This is a genomic window from Desulforhabdus sp. TSK, from assembly GCF_022836495.1.
Taxonomy (GTDB): Bacteria; Desulfobacterota; Syntrophobacteria; order Syntrophobacterales; family Syntrophobacteraceae; genus Desulforhabdus.
This window is the reverse complement of record NZ_BQXM01000001.1, coordinates 55,561-80,670: the sequence shown is the minus strand read 5'-3', so window position 1 is coordinate 80,670 and position 25,110 is coordinate 55,561. Positions and strand designations below refer to the sequence as shown.

The 25,110-nt window shown below is 55.8% G+C and carries 26 protein-coding genes; 16 read left to right on the top strand and 10 right to left on the bottom strand.

What is annotated here, in order from left to right; translation table 11 throughout:
* Positions 1–26: 26 nt before the first annotated feature.
* From MWC30_RS00425 to MWC30_RS00405, 5 genes are all read right to left on the bottom strand, one after another.
* Positions 27–233, bottom strand: coding sequence for a hypothetical protein (locus tag MWC30_RS00425; protein WP_244082169.1), 207 nt, complete (start codon positions 231–233; stop codon positions 27–29).
* Positions 234–489: 256 nt separating this feature from the next.
* Positions 490–651, bottom strand: a complete 162-nt coding sequence (locus MWC30_RS00420; protein ID WP_244082168.1) for a hypothetical protein — start codon at positions 649–651, stop codon at positions 490–492.
* A gap of 368 nt (positions 652–1,019) precedes the next feature.
* Positions 1,020–1,577 carry an NUDIX hydrolase gene (locus MWC30_RS00415; protein WP_244082167.1) on the bottom strand — a complete coding sequence of 186 codons (558 nt, stop codon included), beginning with the start codon at positions 1,575–1,577 and terminating at the stop codon, positions 1,020–1,022.
* A gap of 17 nt (positions 1,578–1,594) precedes the next feature.
* Entirely contained in the window at positions 1,595–2,548 is a 954-nt protein-coding gene (locus MWC30_RS00410; protein ID WP_244082166.1) for a ketopantoate reductase family protein, read from the bottom strand.
* A gap of 211 nt (positions 2,549–2,759) precedes the next feature.
* Entirely contained in the window at positions 2,760–5,504 is a 2,745-nt protein-coding gene (locus tag MWC30_RS00405; protein WP_244082165.1) for a PD-(D/E)XK nuclease family protein, read from the bottom strand.
* Between the two features lie 269 nt (positions 5,505–5,773).
* Here MWC30_RS00405 and MWC30_RS00400 point away from each other — a divergent pair, with 269 nt between their 5' ends.
* On the top strand, positions 5,774–8,098 hold the full coding sequence (locus MWC30_RS00400; RefSeq protein ID WP_244082164.1) for a cysteine synthase: 2,325 nt from the start codon (positions 5,774–5,776) through the stop codon (positions 8,096–8,098).
* Positions 8,099–8,233: 135 nt separating this feature from the next.
* On the opposite strand, the gene MWC30_RS00395 is transcribed toward MWC30_RS00400, so the two are convergent.
* Entirely contained in the window at positions 8,234–9,367 is a 1,134-nt protein-coding gene (locus tag MWC30_RS00395) for a class II fructose-bisphosphate aldolase (RefSeq protein WP_244082163.1), read from the bottom strand.
* A gap of 248 nt (positions 9,368–9,615) precedes the next feature.
* Here MWC30_RS00395 and MWC30_RS00390 point away from each other — a divergent pair, with 248 nt between their 5' ends.
* The 4 genes from MWC30_RS00390 (at position 9,616) to MWC30_RS00375 (ending at position 12,321) form a co-directional block, all read left to right on the top strand.
* Positions 9,616–9,783 (top strand): hypothetical protein, encoded by a 168-nt coding sequence (locus MWC30_RS00390; RefSeq protein WP_244082162.1) that lies wholly within the window; start codon positions 9,616–9,618, stop codon positions 9,781–9,783.
* 78 nt (positions 9,784–9,861) lie between these two features.
* Positions 9,862–10,593, top strand: a complete 732-nt coding sequence (locus tag MWC30_RS00385; protein ID WP_244082161.1) for a 5-formyltetrahydrofolate cyclo-ligase — start codon at positions 9,862–9,864, stop codon at positions 10,591–10,593.
* Between the two features lie 131 nt (positions 10,594–10,724).
* Positions 10,725–11,678 (top strand): L,D-transpeptidase family protein, encoded by a 954-nt coding sequence (locus MWC30_RS00380; RefSeq protein ID WP_244082160.1) that lies wholly within the window; start codon positions 10,725–10,727, stop codon positions 11,676–11,678.
* 382 nt (positions 11,679–12,060) lie between these two features.
* Complete coding sequence (locus MWC30_RS00375; RefSeq protein ID WP_244082159.1) at positions 12,061–12,321, top strand: hypothetical protein; 261 nt, start codon at positions 12,061–12,063, stop codon at positions 12,319–12,321.
* A 307-nt stretch (positions 12,322–12,628) separates the two neighbouring features.
* Here MWC30_RS00375 and mlaD read toward each other — a convergent pair whose 3' ends face one another.
* From mlaD to MWC30_RS00355, 4 genes are read right to left on the bottom strand one after another with little or no spacing between them, the layout of a single operon-like run.
* Positions 12,629–13,117, bottom strand: a complete 489-nt coding sequence (mlaD, locus tag MWC30_RS00370) for an outer membrane lipid asymmetry maintenance protein MlaD (RefSeq protein WP_244082158.1) — start codon at positions 13,115–13,117, stop codon at positions 12,629–12,631.
* 17 nt (positions 13,118–13,134) lie between these two features.
* Positions 13,135–13,920, bottom strand: a complete 786-nt coding sequence (locus MWC30_RS00365) for an ABC transporter permease (RefSeq protein WP_244082157.1) — start codon at positions 13,918–13,920, stop codon at positions 13,135–13,137.
* A gap of 17 nt (positions 13,921–13,937) precedes the next feature.
* Positions 13,938–14,762 carry an ABC transporter ATP-binding protein gene (locus MWC30_RS00360; protein ID WP_244082156.1) on the bottom strand — a complete coding sequence of 275 codons (825 nt, stop codon included), beginning with the start codon at positions 14,760–14,762 and terminating at the stop codon, positions 13,938–13,940.
* 32 nt (positions 14,763–14,794) lie between these two features.
* Positions 14,795–15,100 carry an STAS domain-containing protein gene (locus MWC30_RS00355; RefSeq protein ID WP_244082155.1) on the bottom strand — a complete coding sequence of 102 codons (306 nt, stop codon included), beginning with the start codon at positions 15,098–15,100 and terminating at the stop codon, positions 14,795–14,797.
* 370 nt (positions 15,101–15,470) lie between these two features.
* Here MWC30_RS00355 and MWC30_RS00350 point away from each other — a divergent pair, with 370 nt between their 5' ends.
* From MWC30_RS00350 to MWC30_RS00300, 11 genes are all read left to right on the top strand, one after another.
* Positions 15,471–15,995, top strand: coding sequence for a nitroreductase family protein (locus tag MWC30_RS00350; protein ID WP_244082154.1), 525 nt, complete (start codon positions 15,471–15,473; stop codon positions 15,993–15,995).
* 29 nt (positions 15,996–16,024) lie between these two features.
* On the top strand, positions 16,025–16,657 hold the full coding sequence (locus MWC30_RS00345) for an MBL fold metallo-hydrolase (protein ID WP_244082153.1): 633 nt from the start codon (positions 16,025–16,027) through the stop codon (positions 16,655–16,657).
* 71 nt (positions 16,658–16,728) lie between these two features.
* Entirely contained in the window at positions 16,729–17,247 is a 519-nt protein-coding gene (locus MWC30_RS00340) for a hypothetical protein (protein ID WP_244082152.1), read from the top strand.
* Between the two features lie 41 nt (positions 17,248–17,288).
* Positions 17,289–18,509 (top strand): bifunctional phosphopantothenoylcysteine decarboxylase/phosphopantothenate--cysteine ligase CoaBC, encoded by a 1,221-nt coding sequence (coaBC, locus tag MWC30_RS00335; protein WP_244082151.1) that lies wholly within the window; start codon positions 17,289–17,291, stop codon positions 18,507–18,509.
* On the top strand, positions 18,496–19,218 hold the full coding sequence (locus MWC30_RS00330; RefSeq protein ID WP_244082150.1) for a uracil-DNA glycosylase family protein: 723 nt from the start codon (positions 18,496–18,498) through the stop codon (positions 19,216–19,218). Before coaBC ends, MWC30_RS00330 begins: the two co-directional genes overlap by 14 nt.
* 12 nt (positions 19,219–19,230) lie before the next feature.
* Positions 19,231–20,544: a nodulation protein NfeD gene (locus MWC30_RS00325; protein WP_244082149.1), complete on the top strand. Its 1,314-nt coding sequence runs from the start codon at positions 19,231–19,233 to the stop codon at positions 20,542–20,544.
* A gap of 55 nt (positions 20,545–20,599) precedes the next feature.
* Positions 20,600–21,388, top strand: coding sequence for a slipin family protein (locus MWC30_RS00320; RefSeq protein ID WP_244082148.1), 789 nt, complete (start codon positions 20,600–20,602; stop codon positions 21,386–21,388).
* Positions 21,381–21,713 carry a Rho termination factor N-terminal domain-containing protein gene (locus MWC30_RS00315; RefSeq protein WP_244082147.1) on the top strand — a complete coding sequence of 111 codons (333 nt, stop codon included), beginning with the start codon at positions 21,381–21,383 and terminating at the stop codon, positions 21,711–21,713. The genes MWC30_RS00320 and MWC30_RS00315 overlap by 8 nt, the downstream gene beginning before the upstream one ends.
* Positions 21,714–22,068: 355 nt before the next feature.
* Positions 22,069–22,623, top strand: a complete 555-nt coding sequence (locus MWC30_RS00310) for an HD domain-containing protein (protein WP_244082146.1) — start codon at positions 22,069–22,071, stop codon at positions 22,621–22,623.
* A 51-nt stretch (positions 22,624–22,674) separates the two neighbouring features.
* On the top strand, positions 22,675–22,881 hold the full coding sequence (locus MWC30_RS00305) for a hypothetical protein (protein WP_244082145.1): 207 nt from the start codon (positions 22,675–22,677) through the stop codon (positions 22,879–22,881).
* A gap of 223 nt (positions 22,882–23,104) precedes the next feature.
* Positions 23,105–25,078: a pyruvate carboxylase subunit B gene (locus MWC30_RS00300; protein ID WP_244082144.1), complete on the top strand. Its 1,974-nt coding sequence runs from the start codon at positions 23,105–23,107 to the stop codon at positions 25,076–25,078.
* Positions 25,079–25,110 lie beyond the last annotated feature (32 nt).

The window sequence follows — 25,110 nt, the reverse complement described above, 5'->3', positions numbered from 1 at the left end:
GGCGGAAATGGAGCAAAAGTTTCAGGTCAATGATGTACATCGTCGCCTTTGTTCAGGCGCTTGATCGTCAGGAAAACCGCTGCCAGGATTCCAAACCCGATGACGCCCAATGCACTGTAGAGTGCCGCGAAAAACACCCTGTGACTTGGATCATACCACGGGATATCCCAGGGCAACATACTGGCTACACTGCGACTGAGCTCGACACACAAAAACTGTCCGAATTCCAGCATTGGCATCCTCCGATGTATGACTCCAGGAAATAGAATTCCTTGACAAAGCGATATTGAATTTGGAAGAACGAATACCAGGGTTTTTGAGGACGGTCAATGTCAAAGTCAATGGATATCAAGAGGCAGGCAAGGTCGGGAGGAGGTAAAAGCAGAGTGTGTCAGGGGTTAAAAACCAGAAAGGCTGAAAGTGTGTCACTTTCAGCCTTGAGTGCTCAGTTGCCGGCAACTGGGACTCGGATCGTCGCTGTCCATAAATCTACCCCTTGTACATGATGATTTTGCCCGTCGGATCCGTCGAACATTTTCTAAGGAAATCCTGCATGGTGCAGTTGAATTGATCCCGATGGGCAAACCAGAAATCCAGAGTTTTCTTGCGGGCTTCCATTCGATTCCGTCCACGAATGAGCACTAGCTTCATAGGAATCACCTCCTTCTCATTGCTGCGGCAAAAAAAAAACCGGGCCAAGGCCCGGGATTCCAACTCAGAACATCTATTCGCCGCAATTAAAGGAGGGTGATCACACCTCCCCCGGCGGCGAAAGAATCCCACGCCTCAAAAAGCTTCCTTCAGTTTTCAAGCAACGCTCGTGACTAGGGCCAGGGTCGTCCATTACTTCTGATCTTCTCTTTCGTTCTAAATGATGCAACACAATGCCGTACAACGGCCGGAACAACAACTTGTCTTTTTTAATATGGGACAAAGGGAGAGTCAAGCGATTTCTTGTTGAAAGAGGCACTCGGAGATCTGAAAGATCGGGATCTGGCAAAAACCAGGAGGGGCTGTGTTCAGGGGAGACGTGTCCAGCATCCATCCGAGTCTGGAGTCTGGGGCAGGCGGTTCCCTCCTGCCGCCTCTTTCAAACCATTCTGCAGATCCCTGCATACCAGTCGGTCAGTGGGAAAGGCCAATGCGGGCAATCCGTGAAGAGGGAAGAAAGCGGCAGCGGCAGCGTCGGAACCGGCTGAAACGTCCCCGGCCATTCGCTTCCCCCAGAACCAGATTCCAACGGTTTGACGCCTCACGTCGTGAAAGTTGGAATGCACGGCAAAGACCGGCCCGAGAGCCACCACCAGCCCTGTTTCCTCCAGCAACTCCCGGCGCGCTGCGTCCCGCACATCCTCATCCCACTCCACATGACCGCAGGGAATACACCAGAGTCCTTCATAAGTTCCAAGCCTTTGAACCAGCAGGAGCTTTCCTTCCTCCAAGACGATGACCGCTACTCCCACCGTAGGATTTCTGTGATGCAGTCTCCTGCAGGCGGGGCAATACAAGCCGGTGCTATCCCCATGCTCCCCCCGTTGCAGGGCGGAGCCGCAGTGAGGACAAAAACGAAATGCCATTGGACACTCACAGAGACTCAAGCAAAATCGTCAAGTTGGCAGGCCCACAGTGGATTCAAGATCTTATGATTCTCTAATTTCAGGCAGGCAGCTATGGCCTGGTTCAGGGGCGTCGGCACTCCGGTTTGTTTTCCCAGGGCCACGACTTTTCCGTTGAGAGCTTCGATTTCCATGGATCGTCGCCATTCGAGATCCCTGAGCATGGAAGGCTTGAATTTCTTGTTGTAGGATTCCGCAAGGGCAATGGAATCCTCGACGACCCCCTCGGCCATGGCGATCCCACGGGCACGCGCCAGGACTTCCACCTCTCGCATGACCCCTTCCAGGAGCTCGCGGGTTTCGGGGAAGCTCAGGGCCATCCCGAGAGGAGACCGGGAAACGGTGCAGACACCATGGACTCCACAGATGAAGAGAAACTTCGACCACAGCACCCGCGAAATGTCCGGGCTGAGCTCCGCATCGATGCCCGCCTCCTGGAAAACACGCAAAATGGCTTCAGTCCGATCCGTCCGCTCGCCGGAAAGCTCACCGAAAGCGATGCGGCCCGGTTTTCCCGTCTGGGCAATCATGCCGGGTGAGGCCAACGACGCTTCAATGAAAGAAGTTCCGCCAATCACTCGATCGTCACCGTAGCGCTCGATGAGCTTTTCAATGTTGTCGATGCCGTTCTGGAGGCTCATGATGACGGTTTCTTCTTCGACCATCGCGGAGACCAATCGCGCGGCATCCTTCGTATCATAGGATTTGACACAAAAGAGGAGCAGATCCACGGGACCAATTTCATCGGGCTCCGCAGTGGCGTGAATTCGTACCCGAAAATTCCCCTGGTCGGAAATCACCTGCAGGCCTTCCTCCTGAATGGTACGAAGATGCTTGCCACGGGCGACAAAATGAGTATCGAAACCTGCTCGGACCAGGAGACCCCCAAAATATCCCCCAACACCTCCCGTACCCATGACCCCGATTTTCATGGACTGCTCCTCCCGCATGTTATTAGTTTCAATTGCCAAACAAATGCTACAAGACAGGCAGAAACTCCGACCTTTATACCGTCACGACACCTTCACGTCAAATTAAAGTATGGCGGGGAAAAAGGGGCATCTGCCGGGCTCTCGTCCGTGGGCGGCCTTGTTTCACCAGCCGTTCCACCACGAGCCGTTGGGCAGCCCCCGGGGGAAAGCCTCAGGCCCCGCACAGGGCCTTGCCGCAAAGACACTGGAAGGCGCACGGGGATGAACAGTCGGTTCGCATCCAGCATGGCGCCAGATCCCCCCTGGACACCAGATCGAGAGCTGCCGCCGCATGTTCCTCCCATCGTTCCAGGAAGCCGATCAATTCATCCATCGAGGCCTTAAGGCACAGAAAATGCCGCAAATAGCGCACAGAGCGCAGGTCGATATACCCCGCCGCCAGGGGCAGGCCCTCCAGCTTCAAAGCCTCCCGCACCAACCCCTGCCGCAGGGCCAGAAGATAGGCGGGTAGCTGCGGTGCAACGAGGGTTTCGCAAACCTCCCTCGCGGATGGAACCCTTCCGGTCTTGTAGTCCCAGCAGATGAGTCCTTCCTCTCCATGAACATCCAGACGATCCAGACGTCCCTTCAGAGTAATGGAGGCCCTGCCCAACCGCAGACCGGAAAAATCCAATTCCACTCCCGCCCAGCGCCATCCTGCCTGCAGTTGCTTCCATTCTTCCTGGAGCCATTGAGAAAGGAGTCCCCCTTCATCGCTCTCCGTCCCCAGAAGCCTCCTGGCTTCCACATTCCAGAGAGGATGGGAGCCCGGAGGTGCGATTTGAGCCAGGACAGCTTCCCGGAGCCGATGGGACAGGTCTTCGAGCGAGACTTCCTTTCGAGAGCTTTCCCTCTGCACACCTCTTGCAAAGGAGGCGAGCAACCGGTGTACCTTCTCTCCACGCTCAGAGGGAACCACCCCCATCTCAGCGAGGGGCAGCGGTTTCAAACCCAGGAGGCACTGGAAAAAAAAGCGACTGGAGCAGGCCAGAAGGATTTCCAGCTCACTGACAGAGATTTGGGATGGCATAACCACCGTGTGAGCCTGAAAACGATCCGGCGCATGGAGAAAATCCGGCTTCACCTCGGGGGAACCAGGCTGGGGGCTCTGCCCCTCCACAACGTCCTCTTGCAGATTGGACGGAGACAGGGGAATGCCGCCATCCCCCCGACTGGGCCCTGCCATCCCGCGAATCCCGTCCCGCACCCATTGCGCACGCTGCAGCGCCGGCAACGCATGACGCCAGGGAATCACGGGAAGACTGCTCTCTCCCTGGTTCTCCGGCCAAAAGGGGGACGGCAGCCGGGGCTCGCCACTGGCACTCATCATGGGGCGGCTCAGGATAAGACCGGGCGCCACGGCATGGAAAGCACTGAAGAGGTGTCGTCCGAATTCAAACTGGCTCTCCACGGTTCCCCCCTGCACTGCGGCGCGCTCCCCAATGCTCAGGAAGGGAAGCGTGCGGGCCGGCTGCGGCAGAGCGCCGGCCACGACCCCGGGAACGAAGAGACGCTGGAAAGCCAGTCCGCGCGCTTCCAGACTCCCGATGATCTGAATTCCCGCGTCTTCATATCCCGTCTCCTGGATCACGATCCTCCGCGCGGCAGCCTCCAGCCAGGCTTTCAGCTCCACCCTCTCCATTGCACAGCTGCCCAGTTCCGCTTCCAGGGTGGAAATCAACTGGCAAAGCCTTTGCCAAGCCATCTCGTCTCTTTCGTTGGCAAGGACCGGAAAGCCGCAGATCTCCCAAAATTGCTTCATATCCTGCAGCCAATGGACTGCCCGGCGAGGCCGACTCCCCAGGAACCCGGACAATCGGTCCATGAACGCCTTTCCGTCCTGGGGGAGAATGGCCTTCTGAGAAGGTTCAATGGCAGCAGCCAGAGCATCCAGGCCCTTCTCGATTCCCGCCTCTCTCCACACCCAATCCCACTGGCTGGAAACGCGATTCCACCGGGCCAGGCGTTCATAATAAGGTGAGCGCAGAAGGCTGAAAAACAAGGAACGAGGCTGGCCGGCATCGGCAAACTGGAGGGGGAGTAGAGCCGCTTGAAAAAGCGGCTGTTGAAGCAGGGACCTGTCAGGAAGCAGGTTGTAGGCGCTCTGCCCCCCCGCAAGGGGCGCCCCCAGGATATCCTGGAGGAATTGGGCCAATGGAGGGGCGTACGCCATGGAATCCAGCACCACCACGGCAAGCTCGTGGAGCGGATAGCACCGGCTGTCGGCAACCAGCATCTCCATGAGCGCATAAAGCTCCTGCTCAGGATCTGCATAGATGTGCGCCTCAACGGCCCCCTCTCCCGGGGGGAGAGGCAAAACCCTGCAGCAGGATCCTGCATGAAGGAGATCAAAAAGCTTCTTCTCCCAAAACCCGGCAAACTCGAAGCCCACGGCAGCAAGCTTCGTGGGAATCCCTTCAGGAAAGCGGGAGAGCACGGCATGAAGCTTCTGAGGCAATGCCGCCGGATGGAACAGTCCATCCCGGGCGAGCAGTTCATGAAAGGAATTCCAGAGGGTGCGGCGCCATTCCACCAGCCCGTTTGCCGGATCGCCCTCACCAGGGTCCAGTCCATACCTCAGACAGTGCTCAAAGCTCTCGTCCAGGGCAAGAATGAGCGGGATATCCCTCTGCAGGGGGTTCGGCGGTGGGATGGCTTCGATGCATTGCTGCAGAATATGCCAGCGCTTGTACTGCGAAGCCGGCCAGGTATCGGGCCATAACTCCATCCAGAGCCGCTCCATCCATTGATTCAGGGTGGTGATGGCCGGCGTTTCCCACCCCATCCTTCCTCCCAGACGGCACTCTTTCCTGAATCGCCAGAGCAGCTGGTGGGCAAAGCGTTCACTTTCCGTCAAAAGGAGAAAGCCCTTTTCTGCCAGGTCCAGGAGATTTTGTTGGAATTCGAGATTATTCATACCGTGGTCATTCCGAGAAAAAGAAAACGGCGGTCATGGATCGCAAAGGGAGGATGCCCCACCCTCCAACAGGGAAGGAAGGCCTCCGTGAATTGGAGGAAACATTTTGACAAAGATTCAAGAGACTGCCTATATAAAAAGTGCCGGAGACCGGCCCGAGCTTCATGCGATCAGCCGGCCGCAAGAGATACGCATCTCACAGAAAGCTTTGACATTCTCTGGACCCTCCAGGACGCTCATACAGGGCGTTTACGGGAAAACTAACGACCATGAAAAATGTTTTTTCCAACATTTTGGAATGTATCGGCAATACTCCGCTGATCCGCATCAACCGTCTGAACCCCAATCCGAGGGTGACCCTCTACGCCAAGCTGGAGGCGAAGAATCCCGGGGGGTCCATCAAGGACCGTACGGCGCTCTATTTGATCGAAAGCGCAGAGCGCGAAGGGCTGTTGACCCCCGATAAAATCATCATAGAGGCCACCAGTGGCAACACCGGTATAGGGCTCACCATGGTGGCAGCCGTCAAGGGCTATCGCATCATGCTCGCCATGCCCGAAACAGCCAGCATGGAACGACAGAAAATCCTCAAAGCCCTTGGAGCCCAATTGCTCCTGACTCCCGGGGCAATGGGGACAGACGGCGCCATCGAAGAAGTCTACAACCTGGTGAGAGAAAACCCCGAGCGCTATTTCATGCCCGACCAGTTCAACAACCCCGCCAACCCTGCCGCCCACCGCTTCGGGACCGGACCGGAAATCTACGACCAAACCGACGGAAAGGTCAACAAGGTAGTGGTCACCCTGGGCACGACAGGAACAGCCATGGGCATCCTGGAGGCCATGAAGGAACGCAACCCGGACATCCAGGTCATTGGCGTGGAGCCCTACCCGGGTCACAAGGTCCAGGGGCTGAAAAATATGAAGGAGTCTTACGTACCTGGGATCTTTGACCGTCACGCCCTGGACCGCATCGTGCCCGTCAAGGATGAGGAAGCCTTTGAAATGGCCCGGCGGCTGGCCAGGGAGGAGGGGATTTTCGTCGGCATGAGCTCCGGCGCTGCCATGGCTGCTGCCGTCCAGATTGCCGCCGAGTCGTCGGAGGGAATCATCGTCACGATCCTGCCCGACGGAGGAGACCGCTATCTCAGCACGAACCTCTTCACCACGCTGCTGGAGCCCGATTTTCGGTTTTACAATCTCCTCGACAGGAAAAAGGTGGATTTCAAACCCGTTCAGGAAGGGAAAATAAGGCTGCTCGTCACCGGACCGCCCCTGGATCAACTCCTCACCCTCCAGGAATCCCGAAGATTTGTTCTGGCCGATCTCCTGATGCGGTTCCTGCTCTCCAAGGGGTTTTCCGTCCACCAGGTGATGCTGGTTCCGGACCTGGACAGCCGCACCATTCAGGGAGCCCTGGCCGCCAACATGGAGCTGGCGGCCTATACTCAGAAGCAGGTGGACCAGTTCCTGACGGATCTCGACACCCTCAGGGTACAACGCGCCTACCGCTATCCGCGATCCTCGGAGCATGTGGACACCATTGCGGACCTGACTCGATCCCTGATGGAAAAAGGCCTGGCGTACGACAAGCTCCGCTCCGTCTACTTCGATCTTTCCAAGAGCAAGGACTACGGCGCGCTCTCGCGCGTCAATCTGAAAAAGATCCGCCTGGGATCCACGGTGGACCTGGACGCCTATGAAAAGCTGAACCCGCGGGATTTTGCCCTGCTCAAGCGTGCCACCCTGGCCGAGCTGAAACGGGGCATGTGCATGAAAACGGACTGGGGCAACGTGCTCCCCACCTGGCATATCGCCAGCGTCGCTGTAGCGCTCCACGATCTGGGCGCTCCCATCGATATCCAGGTGAGCAGTGTGGATTTCCTGTTTCCACACCTGGAAAACGTGAAGGAAATCGGCGAGTCCTTGACGGGAAAATCCTTTGCCAATGTGTGGATGGTGACGGAGCGCATGTGGTCCAACAAGGACGAAAAGGTTCAAAACGGCATCGATGAAACGCTTTCCCTCCGAGAGCTCACGGCCCGGGGGGTTACTCCCCTCGAGATCCGCTACTGGCTGCTGAGCACCCATTACCGCAAGCCCATACACGCCAACGAGGAAAACCTCGAAAATGCCGTTCGCGGCTACCACCGCCTGAAAGAATTCATTCGCCGCGTCCGGCACGCTCAGAGCGGCGTCGAGGAGCACAAACTGATCTCAGAGATGGTGTACGCCCTCGAGCACAATTTTTCTGATGCCCTGGCGGATGACTTGAATCTACCCAACGCCCTGGCCGGCATTTTTTCCTTTATCCGCCAGATGAACCCCATCCTGGATCAGTCCCTGTTTACCGAGCCCCAGCGTAAACAAATTCTGGATGTCTTTCAAAACCTGAACGTCATCCTCGGCGTCCTGGATGAAGACCTGAAGCCCTTGGGCGAGGAAGAGAAAAAACTCATGCTGGAGCGCGAAGCAGCGAGAAAGGAGCGCAACTGGGCGAAGGCCGACGCTCTGAGAGAAGAGCTCCTGGAAAGGGGAATCCAGATCCTCGATACCCCCACGGGTACTCAGTGGGAGCGCATGGAAAGAAAATAGCAGCGGTTCCCCTCGCAGAGGGGGAAACAACAAGAGGCTCCCTTCCCCGCCGGATGAGTGACGGGAAAGGGAGCCTCCTTTTCAAGCGAGTACCAGAGATGGGGTCAGGTGCCTGCAGGAGAGAGGCTTACGCTGTTACAGCATTTCCCACACACTGTCCGCCAGGCCAATGGAATGGGTGGCCTCGAAAAGCCGAATGGCTTCTTCGTAGGTCTGGGCTGTAGTGCGCTCCTTGCAAGCCATGGGCAGGGCGTTGAATTGAGCGGCAAACGGCTTGTTGGCCTTCTTGATCTCACCGCCCGTATTGCCCGTTTCGACGGCCCAGGCCCACATCTCCTGCCACAGGGCATCAGAAATTCCACGGTATGGGCGTTTGATGTATTCGCGCTTTTCCGTGGTGACGGCATTCCCGTTTTGGTTCATGGCCAGACCAAATGCGATGTTTTGCCAGAAGGTCCCCACGTTGCCTTTGCGAATCCCGTACTCGATGAATGAAGAAATCTTGTCCAGGGAGGTTCCGGTGATCCCGTGCTGAGCGATATCCACCCCCCAGGGCTGGATTGCATCCCAGATCCTGCGCGTCAGATCGAGCTGGATGCCTTCATGGGCTGTCCCGAAATAGGTGCCGTGGATGGAGCCGTTGTTGATGGCAAGGAGGTTGGGCCGAATTCCCTGCTTGTCGAGCTCTCCCACAAACCATTTCGCTTCTTCGGGCTGAGTGAAGCCTTCGGCATTGCCGCTCTTGGCGCCGATTTCCCCCAGTTCCACTTCCAGGTTCAGCCCTGCCTGGATGATGGGCCGGGCCAGGTCCACCGTGGCCGCAAGATTTTTTTCATTTTCCATGTGGGAGGCATCGATGGCAAACGAGGTAAAACCCGCTTCCAGCTGCTGAGCCATGAGACTCCTGACGCCTTCCACATCCTCCATTTTTTTGACCGTCAGATGATCCGCGTGGATGGCGAAAGGGACATCCGTGTTTCCCAGGCGCTCGTTTTCAGCGACAATGAAATCCACAAAACTCTGGGGGGAAAACTCGGTGTAGCTCATCTCGGATTTGGCAATCTCATACATGACCGGGGCCTTGGCGGCCATTGAAGCCAGAACGATGCCGGCGACAGGCAAACGGCACCGGATGTTCGTCGCCATGATCATGGCATTGTGCTTCTTGGCAGCGGCGATGAGCGCTTTGCCATTGACCAGCGGCACCAGACTGCTGGGGAAACGCTGCTTGACATTTTCGGGACGCAATTCCATTTTTTGCTTCGACATCTTATCACCTCACGTTAGTCATTGAATGGATACAAATGGAAAGGAACCCCCTGTACGCATCCGGTTGAATGCCCAGGGGCCCCAACACTGTCACAGGCATCAACCTTTGGCCGAAGTTTATAATCCTGACTGTGCTGCGGCATTTTGTAATGGTTCTGCCGCCGTGGGATTCAACCTGGCCCAGGGCAGGAGTGCTCCTCTCAGAAAGTCAAAGATACCTTAATATTTCATCATATAGGTTATTCGCCATGAAAGTTCAAGAAACAAAAGAATGGAATACCAGGTCCACCTGCGCCCCAAGTGGTGTTTGTTCAGCAGATTTTATTCCGTTTGGCTCCATCGATTTTGCCATCCGGGTCGCTTCGGTTAAGATAGATCTTCAAGACAACGCAAATGATGAAGCCTGTGGCTCCTGAATCCTCACTGGATTGGGGAAGTCTGGCGAATTGCCTGCGAGCGAAAACTGGGGACTGCCGAAGGAGGAAATCGATCAGGTGAACAGAGAATCGAGTGTCTCGGATGAAAAGACGCGTTTCCGACAGAGCATGGATAAAATTTATGACAGCAGGCTGCCGTTTCTGTCCGCAAACGATGCCGGGAGGACTGCGGAGAGGCTTCGAAGCATCCCTGAATATCGCGACGCTTCCATGGTATTGGTCTCCCTGCACCCAAGCGTTCGCCAGGCGGGGTTGAACGTTTTGGCAGACCGCAAGAAGCTGGTCCTGCCCACCCCCGGGCTTCAGAAAGGCTTCGTTCTCATTGATCCCGTCACTGTTTCTCCGCCGAAACGACCTATGGCCGTTCGTCCTCTACTCCGGAATCCCTTCGGCACGAAATTGTCCTACCAGGAATCCCTGGTGCCCCCCATTGACTTGCTCATTTGTGAAGCGCTATTTATAGGTGCGGACGGAACGCGGCTGGGAGACGGAGACGGCCACCTGGATTTGCAATGCGCCATTCTGTCAACTCTGGGGTGGCTGGCTGCTGCACCTCAGGTCATTGCACTGGTGGATGACGAGCAAATTCTTCCATCCGTGCCCGCTGGACCGACAGACGTAGGGGTTCATTGCATCGTAACCCCGCACCAGGTGCTCCGAACCGGCTGCACCCACCTGCCCCGATGCGGGATCATCTGGGAAGCGTTGGATCGAAAGCAGGTGCGCAGGAATGAGGCATTATTCTACCTCAGCCGACAGCAGCAGGCCCTTTCCGACGCCCCACAGTGAAGAAATCGAATCGTTTGGACAGGGCTCAGCAGAAATTCCTTGCTCTGCAGGTCGGAAATATCTATTGTACCGCACACTTTTTTCATCTCCACTGTCGTTTTTGCTTAATTTAGAAACGGGAAACATCACCCATGAAGATTCGCACATTGCTCCTGCTTCTTTTCATGTCCACGGTATCGTTTGTCCTTCCTGCGCCATCCTCCGCCGAAGAGGAATTTTCCGCTACGATCAAACGCTATCCCTACCGCATCCAGGACCTGACCGTCATAGGATCTCCCAGCTGGTATACCATCCACGACAAGGATACCCTACTCGACATCGCGAGGCGCAACGGACTGGGGTACAATGAAGTGGAACTGCTCTATCCGCGCATGGACGCCTGGGTCCCCCCCAACGGCAAGCGCATCACCGTTCCCACCTTCTGGGTACTGCCCCCCACACAACATGAGCAGCTTGTCATCAATGTGGCGGAGCTGAGGCTGTACTTCTTCGACAAAGCCACATCCACCGTTCAAACGAACCCCATCGGCATCGGCGACGAGGGCTGGGAAACACCCTTGGGAACCTTTAGCATTACGGAGAAACGACCCAATCCCACCTGGTACATCCCCCTGTCCCTTCAGGCCAAATACGGCATGGCATCCATGCCGCCCGGTCCGGAAAACCCTCTCGGGGAATTTGTCATGAAGTTTTCCGCAGGAGCTTATGGCATCCACGGCACAGCAATGCCATGGGGCGTCGGGCGATTGGTGAGCCATGGATGCATCCGCTGTTACCCCGAGCATATCCGCATCCTCTACCCCCAGGTTCCCGTGGGCACAAAGCTTGAAATCATTTATGAACCGGTGAAAATCGGACAGAAGGATGGTCAGATCTACGTGGAAGTACATCCAGATGTCTACCGGAAGATCCCTGACCTCGAACAATACGCTACCGACAAGCTGTCCAAACATCCGCTGGCTGATCAAGTGGACATGAACAAGTTCCATATGGCCATTATGCTGCAAAACGGCGTGCCCACCAACGTCACTCGAATTTCCACCGGGAACAGGTCCCCAAAACTGGTTGAATTTTCAAAGGATTAGCCTTCAGGCTGCCGGCCTGCTGTCCTCATGGATCTCCCATGCTGGAGCGCCTTGAAGCGGCACGGAAGGACAGGAAGCGCCCGCATCCTCCTTCATAGGGTGGGTTTTACTCCGTGGGGGCGATTGCTTAGCAGCCTCCCGTCCTTCATTGTTCAAAAAATCTCTTGATTTTATAAGCTTTGTGGAGTAGCGTGCTCATATGTTTTATGGCAGAGCGCGTTCACTTGGGACCACAAGGATAGTCGGTACGCAATCATATTTGAAACGAGAGGGGGTGAGAGGGGCACTGATTCAGAGGAGGATTGTCTGAGACAAATAGTTTAAAAAGAGGCTAAGTTGTTGATTGAAGTTAAGTTATTTTCTATTTGAGGAGGAGAGAGTGATGAAGAGAATATTAGCGATTCTGTGTGTAGTGGCTTTGGCTTTCACCATGGTTTCCGGTTGTGCATGCTCCAAGGACGCGAAGAAGTGCACGGAAATGTGCGCGACCGCCATGGATAAGGCACAAGCTATCGAACAACAGTGCTCCGCCAGTGCCAGGGCTGCTGAAGCCGCTGCACAAAAAGCCGAAGCTGCTGCTCGCAGGGCCGAAGCCGCTGCCGACAAAGCAGAATCCATTTTCATGAAGCACATGAAGAAGTAATTTTACTTTCAAGCTTATTTTAGAAACAAAGAGGCCGGCTGAATATCTTTCAGCCGGCCTCTTTGTTTCTGGTCTCTTTTCCGCAACTGTGAGAACCCCTCCCTCCTCGGCCATCTTTCCTGAGAGCAGACTGAAAAATGAGTCAATCACCCTAAGCATGCACCTTGTTTCGTCATTCCGGCAGTCTCTAGCCGGAATCCAGGTTTTTCGCTCGGCTCGATTCCGGCTTAGAGACTGCCGGAATGACGAGCAAAGGAGTTTTCAGACAGTTACCAATGGACGCGATCTCCTGTCCTTCAATTTTATTTTACTTCTTGTCCCCGCCTGACTCCTTCTGGCCGGAGGATTTATTGTTATCTACCGATCCGAAGACAAACTTGCCCAGGAGGTTTTCGATATCCAGGGGAGGCTGAGTGTCTTGTATGGCTCCGCCGGAGGGGATGTATTCATCATCTGCCCCGGGGCTGATGGAGATATACTTGTCCCCGATGATACCCATGGTCTTGATGCTTGCAATGACGTCCTGTTCGAGCTTGACTCCATTATTGATGCGCATTTCGACTCGAGCCCGTCCGTCCTGCAGTCCAATTCTTTCCACCTGGCCGATATTGACCCCCGCCATGGTGACCGCCGCCTTTTCCTTCAGGCCGGCTACGTTGGAAAATACGGCTTCCACACGGTAATCCGCCCCCCCGAACAGCTGCAGATCGCCCAACCTGATGGAAAGGTATGCCAGACAGAGAAGACCAATCAGCAGAAAAACCCCCACACTCAGCTCCAACCCTTTTCGATCCATGACTTCCGTCCTCAAAATCATAGTAAAATCGATGTGATTATGTAATCACTCACCAGAATGGAAATCGACGCATACACCACAGCCTGGGTCGTGGCCCAGCTCACTTCCTCCGGCCCGAAATTTCCCTCGTCCAACCCGGCATAATACCCTTTGTACGTACAGATCCAGATCATGAGGACCGCGAAGCAAAAGGACTTGACGATTCCCATGTAAACGTCGTCCCACACGACACTCGATGTGAGACCATCCATGAAAGCTCCTCCACTCACCCCCAGAAGCTGAACACCGATGAGATATCCTCCGAAAATCCCGAGAACGTCGCAAAATGCCGTGAGAAGGGGCAGCGCGATGAGCCCGGCGATGAGTTTGGGAGTAATGAGGTAGGAATGCGGATCGACAGCCATGCATTCCAGGGCATCGATCTGCTCTTCAATCCTCATGATACCAATTTCGGCACACATGGCCGAGCCTGCACGCCCCGTGACCATCAAGGCTGTGAGCACCGGCCCCAATTCACGAATGAGACTCAGGCCCACGGCGGATCCCAGCAAGCCTTCCGACCCAAATTTCGACAAGGTATAGTAGCCCTGAAGGCCCAGGACCATGCCCGTAAATGCGGCCGTGAACCCTATGACAAAAAAGGACTTTGTCCCGATGAACTGTACCTGCTTGAGGGTCGACAAATATTTACCGGGAGGACGTCCAACTCCACGGATCACCCTGAAAAAGAACATCCCCATGCGGCCCAGACCCTCGATCAGATCCAGCGCTATCGCCCCCAATTTTCGCACCAAATATATCATTCAGCCTCTCCTCGCCCTCATCGCACTCCCCCCTGCCGACGGGTTGAATTTTCCCCAGCCTTGTACTGCCGGCCAAGAAGACGGGACAGGTAAGATTCCGTATTGACCTGCTGCTCTTCTGCTTCTCTCCTGAGAAACCTCAGCACCGTCTCATCCTGCGAGCTTCGAATCTCATCCGGGGTGCCAACAGCAAGGAGATTCCCCCGATCCATGACCACCATCTGATCCGCGATTTTGACGGCGCTTTCCAGTTCGTGCGTTACGACAATAATGGTCATTCCCAGTGTCTCGCGCAGCTCGAGAATCAAATCGTCCAGGCCGGCTGCCGTGATGGGGTCCAAACCCGAAGAAGGCTCGTCCACAAAGAGGATTTCAGGATCCATGGCGAGAGCCCGCGCGAGACCGGCCCTCTTGCGCATGCCTCCACTGAGCTGGGAGGGCATGTAATCCAGAAAATCAGCCAACCCCACGAGATGGAGCTTGATGAGGGACATGATACGGATTGTCTCGTCGGACAGTCGGGTATGGACCTTCAGGGGAACGGCGATGTTCTGGCTCACTGTCAATGAGTTGAAAAGCGCGCCGCTTTGAAAAAGCACGCCGATGCGCCGTCGGTAATTTGCCATCCCCTTTTCGTCGAAAGACCCCATGTCCTGTCCTTCCACGAAAACTCGGCCGGATTCGGACGGCTTCAGACCAATGAGGTGACGCAGCAGTGTGGTTTTTCCACACCCGCTCCGCCCCATGATGACGGTGACCTTCTTGTGTGGGATGGCGAAGCCGATATTGAAGAGGACCTGCCGCCCTTTGTAGTGGCTGTCGAGCCCTCGAATTTCGATCATGTTATGAGAAGACATTCCCTGTAGCCTTGTTTCTACGTTTGAAATATTTCACCCAGGCGCGCCAGGCGGATCATCTGCCGTGCGTTGTCATTCAGTCCCACCAATTCGAGCGCCCCGCCCTTGCGAGTCATGGCCCGAAGGACTTCCACAAGCACCGCAACACCTGCCGTCCCAAGGTTGGGCACCTCAGAAAAATCAATTTTCAACGATTCGGACCCCTTGTTCTTGACAATCTTGATGAGGCTCTTGCGGATTTCAGGAGCGGTATCGGAATCGAAATTTCCTTCCAGCTTGACGAGTGCTTGATGCGGTTCAGTTTGGTAGAATCTGAGTGGCACTGTATTGCCTCCAGGGGTTAAGGGGGCTTCCTGGGGAAGCCCGAAAGATTTCGCGCAGGGGCCTGTTTCATGAGAAAATCCCGGATGCTGAAAATTCGGCTATGGAGCTGGAGCCAGGATCGCGCCCTGCCGCAAAAACCGGGTTTTCATCCTCTCGTAACACGGTTTTGCTCCGGTCAAAAGGAATTTCGCAGTCAACCGCCGAGATCGCAGCTTGACCGTGCACTTATAATGCCACTATAGTGGTACGTTCGTTTTTGTTTTTGAGTCTTTCGATCTTATATAGAGTTTGGGCATTACGATGCAAATAGAAAGATCAATACCTTTCACCCGACATTGTGTCAATCGATCTTGAGCAAAAGGAGTCGCCATGTCTTCACAATCGGAGCAATCGCCTGTATTGACTGCCATTTTTGAAAGACGGAGTGTTCGACAATTTACAGATGCCCCTGTGGACCGAAAGCGAGTGATGGAAGCCGTGAGGGCAGCATCGTGGGCACCTTCCGGTCTCAACAATCAACCATGGCGGTTCGCCCTCATCTCGGACCCGAAGCTGAAGGACGACCTCGCCGGCCTCACGCGTTACGCGAGCAGCCTCCGCGGTGCCGCCCTCCTGGTGGCTGTGTTTATGGACAAGGAAAGCTCCTACGATTACGTTAAAGACTGCCAGGCCATTGGAGCCTGCATAGAGAATCTTCTGCTCGCGTTGCACACTCAAGGGCTCGGGGCCACCTGGGTGGGGGAAATCCTCAAAAACAAGGAAAAGGTCGTCGAGCTCCTGGGTTTGCCCGAACGGCTCGAATTGATGGCCATCGTCATCGTCGGTGAACCGGCCCACCGTAATCAGAGCTCTCACCGTCGGCCGGTGGAGGAGCTCATCGTACTGGACAAATAAGACCCTCTCAGTTCTGGAAAGGATACTGTATGATTTTGGAGCACTTCACAGTGGGCATGTTGCAGACCAACTGCTATCTTCTCGGCGATGAAGCTTCGGGTCTCGCGGTGGTCATCGACCCGGGCGGCGACGGCGACCGTATCGCTCAGCGCATCCAGGGGCGCGGCTTGAGCCTGGCAGCCATCATCAACACGCATGCTCACTATGATCATGTCATGGATGCCTGGTCGCTGAAAGCAAAAATGGGGGGACAAATTTACATGCATCCGAAGGATGAGCCTCTCCTTCAGCACCCCATGGTGGGCATGGCGGCCGTCTTGCGCTCGGCTGAAGACCTCCCCAAGATCAAAATCGACCAGCCCATCCAGGAAGGAGACGAGCTGACGTTCGGGGCTATCCGGTTCAAAGTGCTCGAAACGCCCGGCCACACCCCCGGCCATGTGTCTCTGCTCTTTGCCGATGCCGGAGTCATTTTCGTAGGCGACACCCTTTTTGCCGGCTCCATCGGCAGGACGGATTTTCCTGGAGGATCATACGATCAATTGATTCAGTCCGTACGTGAAAAGATTTTTACTCTCGACGAGAACACCGTCGTCTATCCGGGGCATGGGCCGCGAACCACTGTCCGCATCGAGAAGAATACAAATCCTTTTTTCACTTAGTGCTCGGTCAGTGGGGACGGAATGGGCTTTTCCGTGCAATGCACCGAGATTCGAACAGGGAGGAACAGGGAATGAAACATAGGAAGCATTCATATGCCTCGACGGGAGCCATCCTGGTACTGTCTTTTCTTTTGGCTCTCCCAGGCTGCGCCAATATGGGGTGGGGACAGAAATCGTCTCCTCCCAATCCCGTCACCCAGCAATCCAGTCTCCCGTCTAGTTCAGGGTCTCCGTCCAGTTCAACCTCTTCTTCCAGTTCAACCTCGCCCCGCCCCATGTTTTACGATTTTCAGGACATTCCCATCCCCAATGAACTGACCCTTCTGGCGGACGAATCCTATGTCTTCCAGTCGGGCCAGTTCAAAGCAGGGCTCCTCACACTGAGGGGCAGAGTGGATTTGGGCTCCCTCATCAATTTCTTTCAGATGGCCATGCCCCGGGAAAACTGGCACCCCAAGGGTGGATTTCGCTACCGCCGGTCGGTCCTCATTTTCGATAAGCCCGACAAGACGTGCGTCATCAACATTTATGAGAAGCTGTACTACAGCTACGTGGAAATTTATGTCGCTCCCGCCAATGGGCAGATTTAGAAGCAGGAGAATCGACAGTCCAAGGAACTGAGGGCCAATACATGTTGAACGGAAAAGCCATTCTCCTGGGAGTGACGGGAGGTATCGCCGCCTATAAGGCTGCGGAGCTGGTGCGCTGCTTCGGAAAGCTGGGAGCGAGTGTGCAGGTGGTCATGACGGCCGGAGCCCAGCAATTCATCACGCCCCTGACCCTGCAGGTACTCTCCGGGCAGCCTGTCTGCACGGACATTTTCAACCTGGATCTGGAATCGGAAATCGGGCACATCCATGTGGCACGGGCGGCTCACCTGGTGGTCGTGGCTCCCGCCACCGCCAATGTCATCGCCAAAATGGCCGCCGGCATCGCGGACGATTACCTCACGACGGTGCTCCTTGCCACCACGGCGCCGGTGCTCGTCTGCCCCGCCATGAACGTGAAAATGTACGAGCATCCCCTCACGGTGAGGAACCTCAATACCCTGAGAGATATCGGCGTCCATGTCCTGGAGCCCGGAACAGGCTATCTGGCGTGTAAAGAGGAGGGGGCCGGCCGCCTGGCGGACCTTCCTCTCATTGTGGAAACCGTTCAAAGACTTTTGACCCTCCCGAGCCTGAAGGGAAAGCGCATCCTTGTCAGTGCCGGTCCCACCTGGGAGCCCTTCGACCCCGTCCGCTACATTGCCAATCCTTCCAGCGGGAGGATGGGGTATGCCCTGGCGGCGGTGGCGGCGAGGCGTTCGGCCGAGGTGCACCTCGTCTCAGGCCCCACCTCTCTCCCGGCTCCGGCGGGGGTCCATTTCCATCGCGTCACGACAGCCCTGGAAATGCAGGACGCCATCTTGAAACTGGCTCAGGACATGGATGCCGTCATCATGGCCGCCGCGGTGGGGGACTACCGCCCCGAGCAGGTGGCCCCTCAAAAGATCAAGAAGGAAGAAAGTGAAATGACCGTGCGGCTCCAGAAGAACCCGGATATTCTTCGGGCACTGGGCCGAGCCAAATCTTCAGCGCGATTTCCCATTCTGGTGGGGTTTGCGGCCGAAACGGAAAATCTGGATCAGAATGCGACGGAAAAGCTTGCCCGCAAGAACCTTGATTTCATCGTGGCTAACAACCTGACCCAGGCCGGTTCAGGATTTGGCGTCGACACGAATCAAGTGCGAATCTACACTCGGGAGGGGATGCGGGAAGATCTGCCTTTCATGAGCAAGGAAGAGGTGGCGGAACAGATCCTGGATCGGGTGGAGCACTTGATGACAGCGGCCGGGCATGAAGCATTCTGACGACATTCCGTCAGCATTGGCGCAGGAGCTGCACCAGCTGAAATGGATCCTTTCGAGTCTCCACATGAAGGGCATCGAGGGATGGCCCACCCGCTTTCGTGCGGGGTGCGCCCCCACCCCGGCTGCTGGAGAGACTGTCTGCACCGGGGCATCCGAAAGACTTTCGCTCGACGCCATTCGCAGGGAGCTGGGAGACTGCCGGCGGTGCCGCCTGCATCAGGGACGCACCCACCTGGTTTTCGGAGAGGGCTCCGCCGCCCCGGGGCTGGTTTTCGTGGGGGAGGGGCCGGGCTTTGATGAAGACCGCCTGGGCCGCCCCTTCGTGGGACGGGCAGGGAAGCTTCTGGACAAAATGATACGGTCCATCGGTTTGGAGCGTGATCAGGTGTACATCTGCAACGTGGTCAAATGCCGTCCTCCCGACAATCGCACCCCCGAAGCGGATGAGATCCAAACCTGTTCCCCTTTCCTCCTGCAGCAGCTGGCAGCGCTGCAGCCGAGGGTCATTTGTGCTCTCGGCGCCTGCGCCGCCCAGACGCTTCTCGGGACCGGCAGCGCTGTTTCCCGCTTGAGGGGAAAAGTGCATTCGTGGCGGGGGATTCCTCTCATAGTGACCTTTCACCCGGCATATCTTCTGCGCAACCCGTCTCAAAAGAGCGGCACCTGGCAGGATCTGCTGCTCGTACATCGAATCCTTCATCCCACATGAAAGGATCGCCACATGCCTCTCCTCCGGTTCAAAATGTTCAAGACCTCAGCACTGGCTCTGCTGCTCCTGCTGCCCTTCCTGCCCTGCCCTGCCGCCTCTTTGGAAGCGGCGCATCTCAACATTGTCGAGATCAAAGACACCATCAACCCCGGCGTCGAGGACTTCATTCAATACGCCATCGAACGCTCCCGGGAAGAAAACGCCGAATGCCTCGTCATGCTCCTCGATACTCCCGGAGGACTCATGACGTCCATGCGGGGTATCGTGCAATCCATCATGAACGCCCCCCTTCCCATCGTGGTTTATGTCTATCCACGCGGGGCACAGGCGGCATCGGCAGGGGTTTTCGTGACCGCTGCAGCGGACGTGGCGGCCATGACCCCCGGGAGCAACATCGGGGCAGCCCATCCCGTCAGCTCGACGGGCGAAGACGTTCCAGGCGCCATGAATGAAAAGGTGGTGAACGACATGCTGGCCCTTGCCCGCAGCATTGCCGCGGAGAAAGGCCGGAATGAAGAATGGCTGCAGGATGCTGTCCGCAGGAGTGTATCCATAACGGCGGAAGAGGCGTTCAAGGAAAATGTCATCGACCTGGTGGCCGAGGACATACCCGACCTCATCCGCAAGCTGGATGGGTGGGAAATCCATAAGCACGGATCGGTGAAAACGCTCCGCACGGCGGCACTGGAGCAGCGGACCCTTCATGCAGGATGGCAGCACAAAATTCTGCGTACCATCAGCAATCCCAATATCGCTTACATCCTGCTCATGATCGGACTGGCGGGTCTGTATTTTGAGGTCTCCCAACCTGGCGCCGTTCTTCCCGGAGTCATCGGAGGCATTGCCCTGGTGCTTGCTCTGTACGCCATGCAAACCTTACCCGTCAACTACGCGGGATTTCTTTTCATCCTCCTTGCCGTCGTCTTTTTCATCCTGGAAATCAAGGTGGTCTCCTATGGAATGCTCAGCGTGGCGGGGATCGTGTGCCTGGTGCTGGGGACCCTGATGCTGTTCCGCACTCCCGACCTCTCCGGCAGCCTTGCCCTCTCGGTGTGGATTCCGACGGTCCTGACCGTCTCCGCCTTTTTTGCGGGGGTGGCGGCTCTGGCCTTTCGCGCACAACAGTCCAGACCTCAGACAGGCGTCGAGGCCCTGGAGGGACAGGTGGGGGAAGTCATCCAGCCGATTTGCCCCGAGGGTAAAGTCTTCGTCAGCGGGGAATTGTGGAATGCCTTCAGCGATGAAGACATCCCTGCAGGGGAAAAAATCGTTGTGGTATCGGTGGTTAATTTAAAGTTGAAAGTCAAGAGGATCAGTGTTAGATAGGGCGAATTGTTGCTTTGCTTTGGGCAATCAAGGCGAAAAGACTTAAGGGGGGAAAATGCCTTTTTACGCGATTGTTGCCATCGTCACACTGGGGATCATGTTTTTGGCCAATGCCATACGTGTACTCAATGAATACGAAAGAGGCGTGATTTTCCGCCTCGGGCGAATCATCGATGCCAAAGGGCCCGGCTTGATCCTTTTGATCCCCCTCATCGACCGCATGCAGAAGGTCAGTCTGCGCCTTGTCGCAACGGATGTTCCTTCCCAGGACGTGATCACGCGCGATAACGTTTCGGTCAAGGTCAACGCCGTCATTTATTTCAGGGTGATCGATCCCGTGAAGGCCATCATCACCGTCGAGAATTATCTCTATGCCACAAGTCAGCTCGCCCAGACGACGCTGCGCAGTGTCTGTGGTCAGGCGGAGCTGGATGACCTGCTCTCCGAGCGGGACAAGATCAATGCACACATTCAGGAGATTCTCGATCGGCACACAGATCCCTGGGGAATCAAGGTGACGGTGGTGGAGCTCAAATACATCGACCTGCCTCAGGAGATGCAGCGGGCCATGGCCAAGCAGGCCGAAGCCGAGCGTGAGCGACGGGCCAAGGTCATCGGCGCCGAAGGGGAATACCAGGCCGCCGCCAAACTGTCCGATGCGGCTCATATTCTGCAGGAAAATCCCGTGGCCATTCAGCTGCGCTACCTGCAGACCCTCAGAGAAATAGCGGCGGAAAACAATTCCACGACTATTTTCCCTGTTCCCATCGATCTTTTTAAGCCATTTGCCACACTGGCTGAGGCGTCTCAGCAGAATTCAACAAAGGAGCGAAGTAATGGGTAAGAAGAAAGAGAAAGTTGCCAAGGAAAAGCCTTTAGATCGAATGACCGCCAAGGAGCTTCGTGAGCTCGCCCTCACTTTGGAGGTCATTCACGGCGTTCATGCCATGAACAAGAACGAGCTCATTGCGGCCATCAAAGAAGTCAAGGGCATCGTGGATGAGAAGTCCAAAAAGACGGACGTGGATGTGCGCCAGATGAAAGCCAAAATCCGAGAGCTCAAAGAGAAGAGAGTTCAGGCCAAGGCCGCCGGAAACCCCAAAAGGGTCGATGCGCTCCGCCGAAAAATCAGCAACCTGAAGAAGAAAACCCGCCGGGCCGTAGCCTAGTCCCGCAGGACTTAGGCAGCTCACAAATAATAGGGTACCAAAACTGTAGGAGCGGCTTCCAGCCGCGACATCGGTGAAGCCACCATGCGCTTGGTCGCGGCTGGAAGCCGCTCCTACAAGGCAAGCTACCCTTTGGGGGGTTATTGCATAGGAGTTGCCTTAATGGGCGTCGCCTGTTTGGAAATGCTGGATGCGCGATACCGGATGCGCGATGATGAAGCGGGTGCCCCCGGCCTGATCCAGCAGCCGGCATCTTGTATCAGGCATTTTTGAAATGGCCGGGAATCCTTCATACAAAGCGAGCTTAGACCGAGGGTCACACAAGAGACCGCCTGTTCATTCCATGGACCACCCCATGACAAGAAACGATGCACTGCAGCTTTTAGACGATCATATCCAAACAGAAACTTTAAAAAAACACAGCCTGGCTACCGAAGCCATCATGCGCAGTTTAGCCCTTCGGATGAACCAGGATGCAGAATTGTGGGGAATCACCGGATTGCTGCATGACCTCGACTTCGAATACACCCGCGACAATCCCGAGGAGCATGGCCGCAAAACGGTTGAAATACTGGCAGGTTTCGAACTGCCCCAGGATGCTCTCGACGCCATCCTGAGGCATAATGCCGAGAGCCTCGGTCTGGAACGGAAGACGGCGTTTGACTATGCCTTGACTTGCGCTGAAACCATCACGGGGTTGATTGTTGCAGCAGCCCTTGTGCACCCCGACAGGCAGCTCAGGAGCTTGAATCCCAAGTCCGTGCGTAAGCGCATGAAGAGCAAGGATTTTGCAAGAAATGTCCATCGCGACCATATCACTCTGTGTGAGCAAATAGATATCCCATTGATGGATTTTATCGAGCTGAGTCTTACCGCAATGAATACCATCAGCGATTCCATGGGCCTTTGAATGAAGCGGCGGGTGGATGGCGACGGCAGTGGTACCTGAGGAGGAGAAGATATGCCAATCAAGAAAACCGTGGCAGCCGCCGTTGCGGCTGCAGTCAATGCATACATCCAGGACGATGAAGCTGCACTTGCAATGATGTCTCTTCAACAGCAGCAGATCCCTCATCCACCCGTCCAGTCCTTCAGTCCCTGGACGATGGCAGGCCGAGCTGCTTCCATGGACCTGAGGCGGGCCTGGCAGTTGCGGCTGGCTCGGTGAAAACCTCATGAGCCCTGCCCGCAGTGTTCCAGGCAAGGCTGAGAGACTCAGTGCATTGAAGGGATGATTTCTTAACGGTTCAGGGGATAATCTCGTTCCCAACGGCCTGATGATCCGGATGAGCTTCGAAGGCATTCAAATTCTATTCATGGATTGAAGATACGGAACCTGGCTCTGGAGTGGGTTTGGTACAAAATTTCCAACGGAAAAAGGAGATGTAAGGATGGACAAAGTTCAGCATGGCGTGCTTACTTCGGGGCAACTTGATGATGAAAAAGTTCCGGTCACCCATCCCCTGAAAATTCAGGATCTGACCTTCCGGGACGGCCACCAGTCACTCTTTGCCACGCGCGGTAGGAACGAAGACTTTATGGCCATCGCCGAAGAGATGGACAAGGTCGGCTTTTACTCCATGGAAGTCTGGGGTGGAGCAACCTTCGACACCATGCACCGGTTTCTCGGTGAAGACCCGTGGGAATCTCTTCGAAAACTCAAAACCGTCATTAAAAATACACCGTTCTCCATGCTCTTACGCGGTCAGAACCTTGTGGGATACCGCAATTACCCCGACGATGTGGCCGAAGCCTTTGTGGAACGAGCCGCCGTCAACGGAATGGACATCTTCCGCGTTTTCGACGCCCTCAACGACTACCGCAACTTCGAAACCGCCGTCAAGGTCATCAAGAAGTGCAACAAGCACTTTCAGGGCTGTATGTGCTACTCCCTGACGGAATCCCGCATGGGCGGTCCCGTGTACAATCTGGATTATTACGTCCAGAAGGCCAAAGATCTGGAGAACATGGGGGCCGATACCATCTGCATCAAAGACATGGCCGGTCTCATCAACCCCTACGACGCATACGTCCTGATCAAAGCCTTGAAAGAGACCGTCAAGGTCCCCATTCACCTGCACAGCCACTTTACGTCGGGTATGGCGGATATGTCACTCATGAAGGCGATTGAAGCGGGGGTCGATATTGTCGACACCTGCCTGTCCCCCTGGGCATATCGCACGTCCCACCCCGGAGTCGAGCCCCTCGTGGCAACGTTGCGCGGCACCAACAGGGACACGGGCTTTGATCTGAAGCAACTCGCCAAATGCAGCGATTACTTCGAGAAGATCTCCCCCAAGTATCGTCATCTTCTGGATGACAGAATGTCCATCATCGACATCAACGTGCTGCTGCACCAGACCCCTGGCGGCATGCTTTCCAACCTGGTCAACCAGCTGCGCGACATGAACGCATCCGACAAGCTTGACGAAGTGTTCAGACAGCTTCCCATCGTACGCCGCGAACTGGGGCAGGTTCCCCTGGTTACTCCTACCAGCCAGATCGTGGGCATCCAGACGGTCAACAATGTTCTGTTCGACACTCCCAACGAGCGCTACAAAATGACCACGGCACAGGTGAAGGATCTCTGCTACGGGCTGTACGGGAAGACCGCCGTCCCCATCGATCCCGAAGTGCAAAAGAAGGCTCTCAAGGGTTATCCGCGGGGCGAGACTCCCATCACCGGCCGCCCTGCCGACTATCTGGATCCTGAGCTGCCCAAGGCCGAAAAAGATGTGGAAGGTTTGGCCAAGGACCTTGACGACGTATTGATCTACGCCATCTACCCCACCACCGGCAAACGGTTCCTCAAGTGGAAGTATGGATTGGAAGAAATCCCCGATGAAGTGAAACCAAAGAGCATGGAGGATGTAATGAGTGAGCAAGAGTTGATCAAGAAAGCCAAAGCCGGGCTGCTCGTGGAAAAGTCCGAGAAAACGGCTCCCGCCAAAGGACCCGGTGTGCGTAAGTTCAATGTTTTCGTGGATGGGGAATATTTCCAGGTTGAAGTGGAACAAATCGGCGGTGCAGCTCCCACCATCACCTCCATTACACCTGCAGCTCCGGTCGCAGCGCCGCCTGCACCCGCGGCTGCGGCACCTGCCCCGGCACCCGCTGCAGCTCCCGCCGCAGCGCCGGCTCCCGCTGCCGCAGGCACGGCGGTTGCCGCCCCCATGCCCGGCATGATCATTCGTTACGAAGTATCCGAAGGCGCCACTGTCAGTGAAGGCGATGTGGTCCTGATACTCGAAGCCATGAAGATGGAAAATTCCATTCCTGCACCCTGCGGGGGGACTGTAAAGAAAATCAACTACAAAGATGGCGACAGCGTCCAGAAAGACGACGTGCTTGCCATCATCGGCTGAGGCATCGTTCAACGTCAGGCAGGATCCTTAAG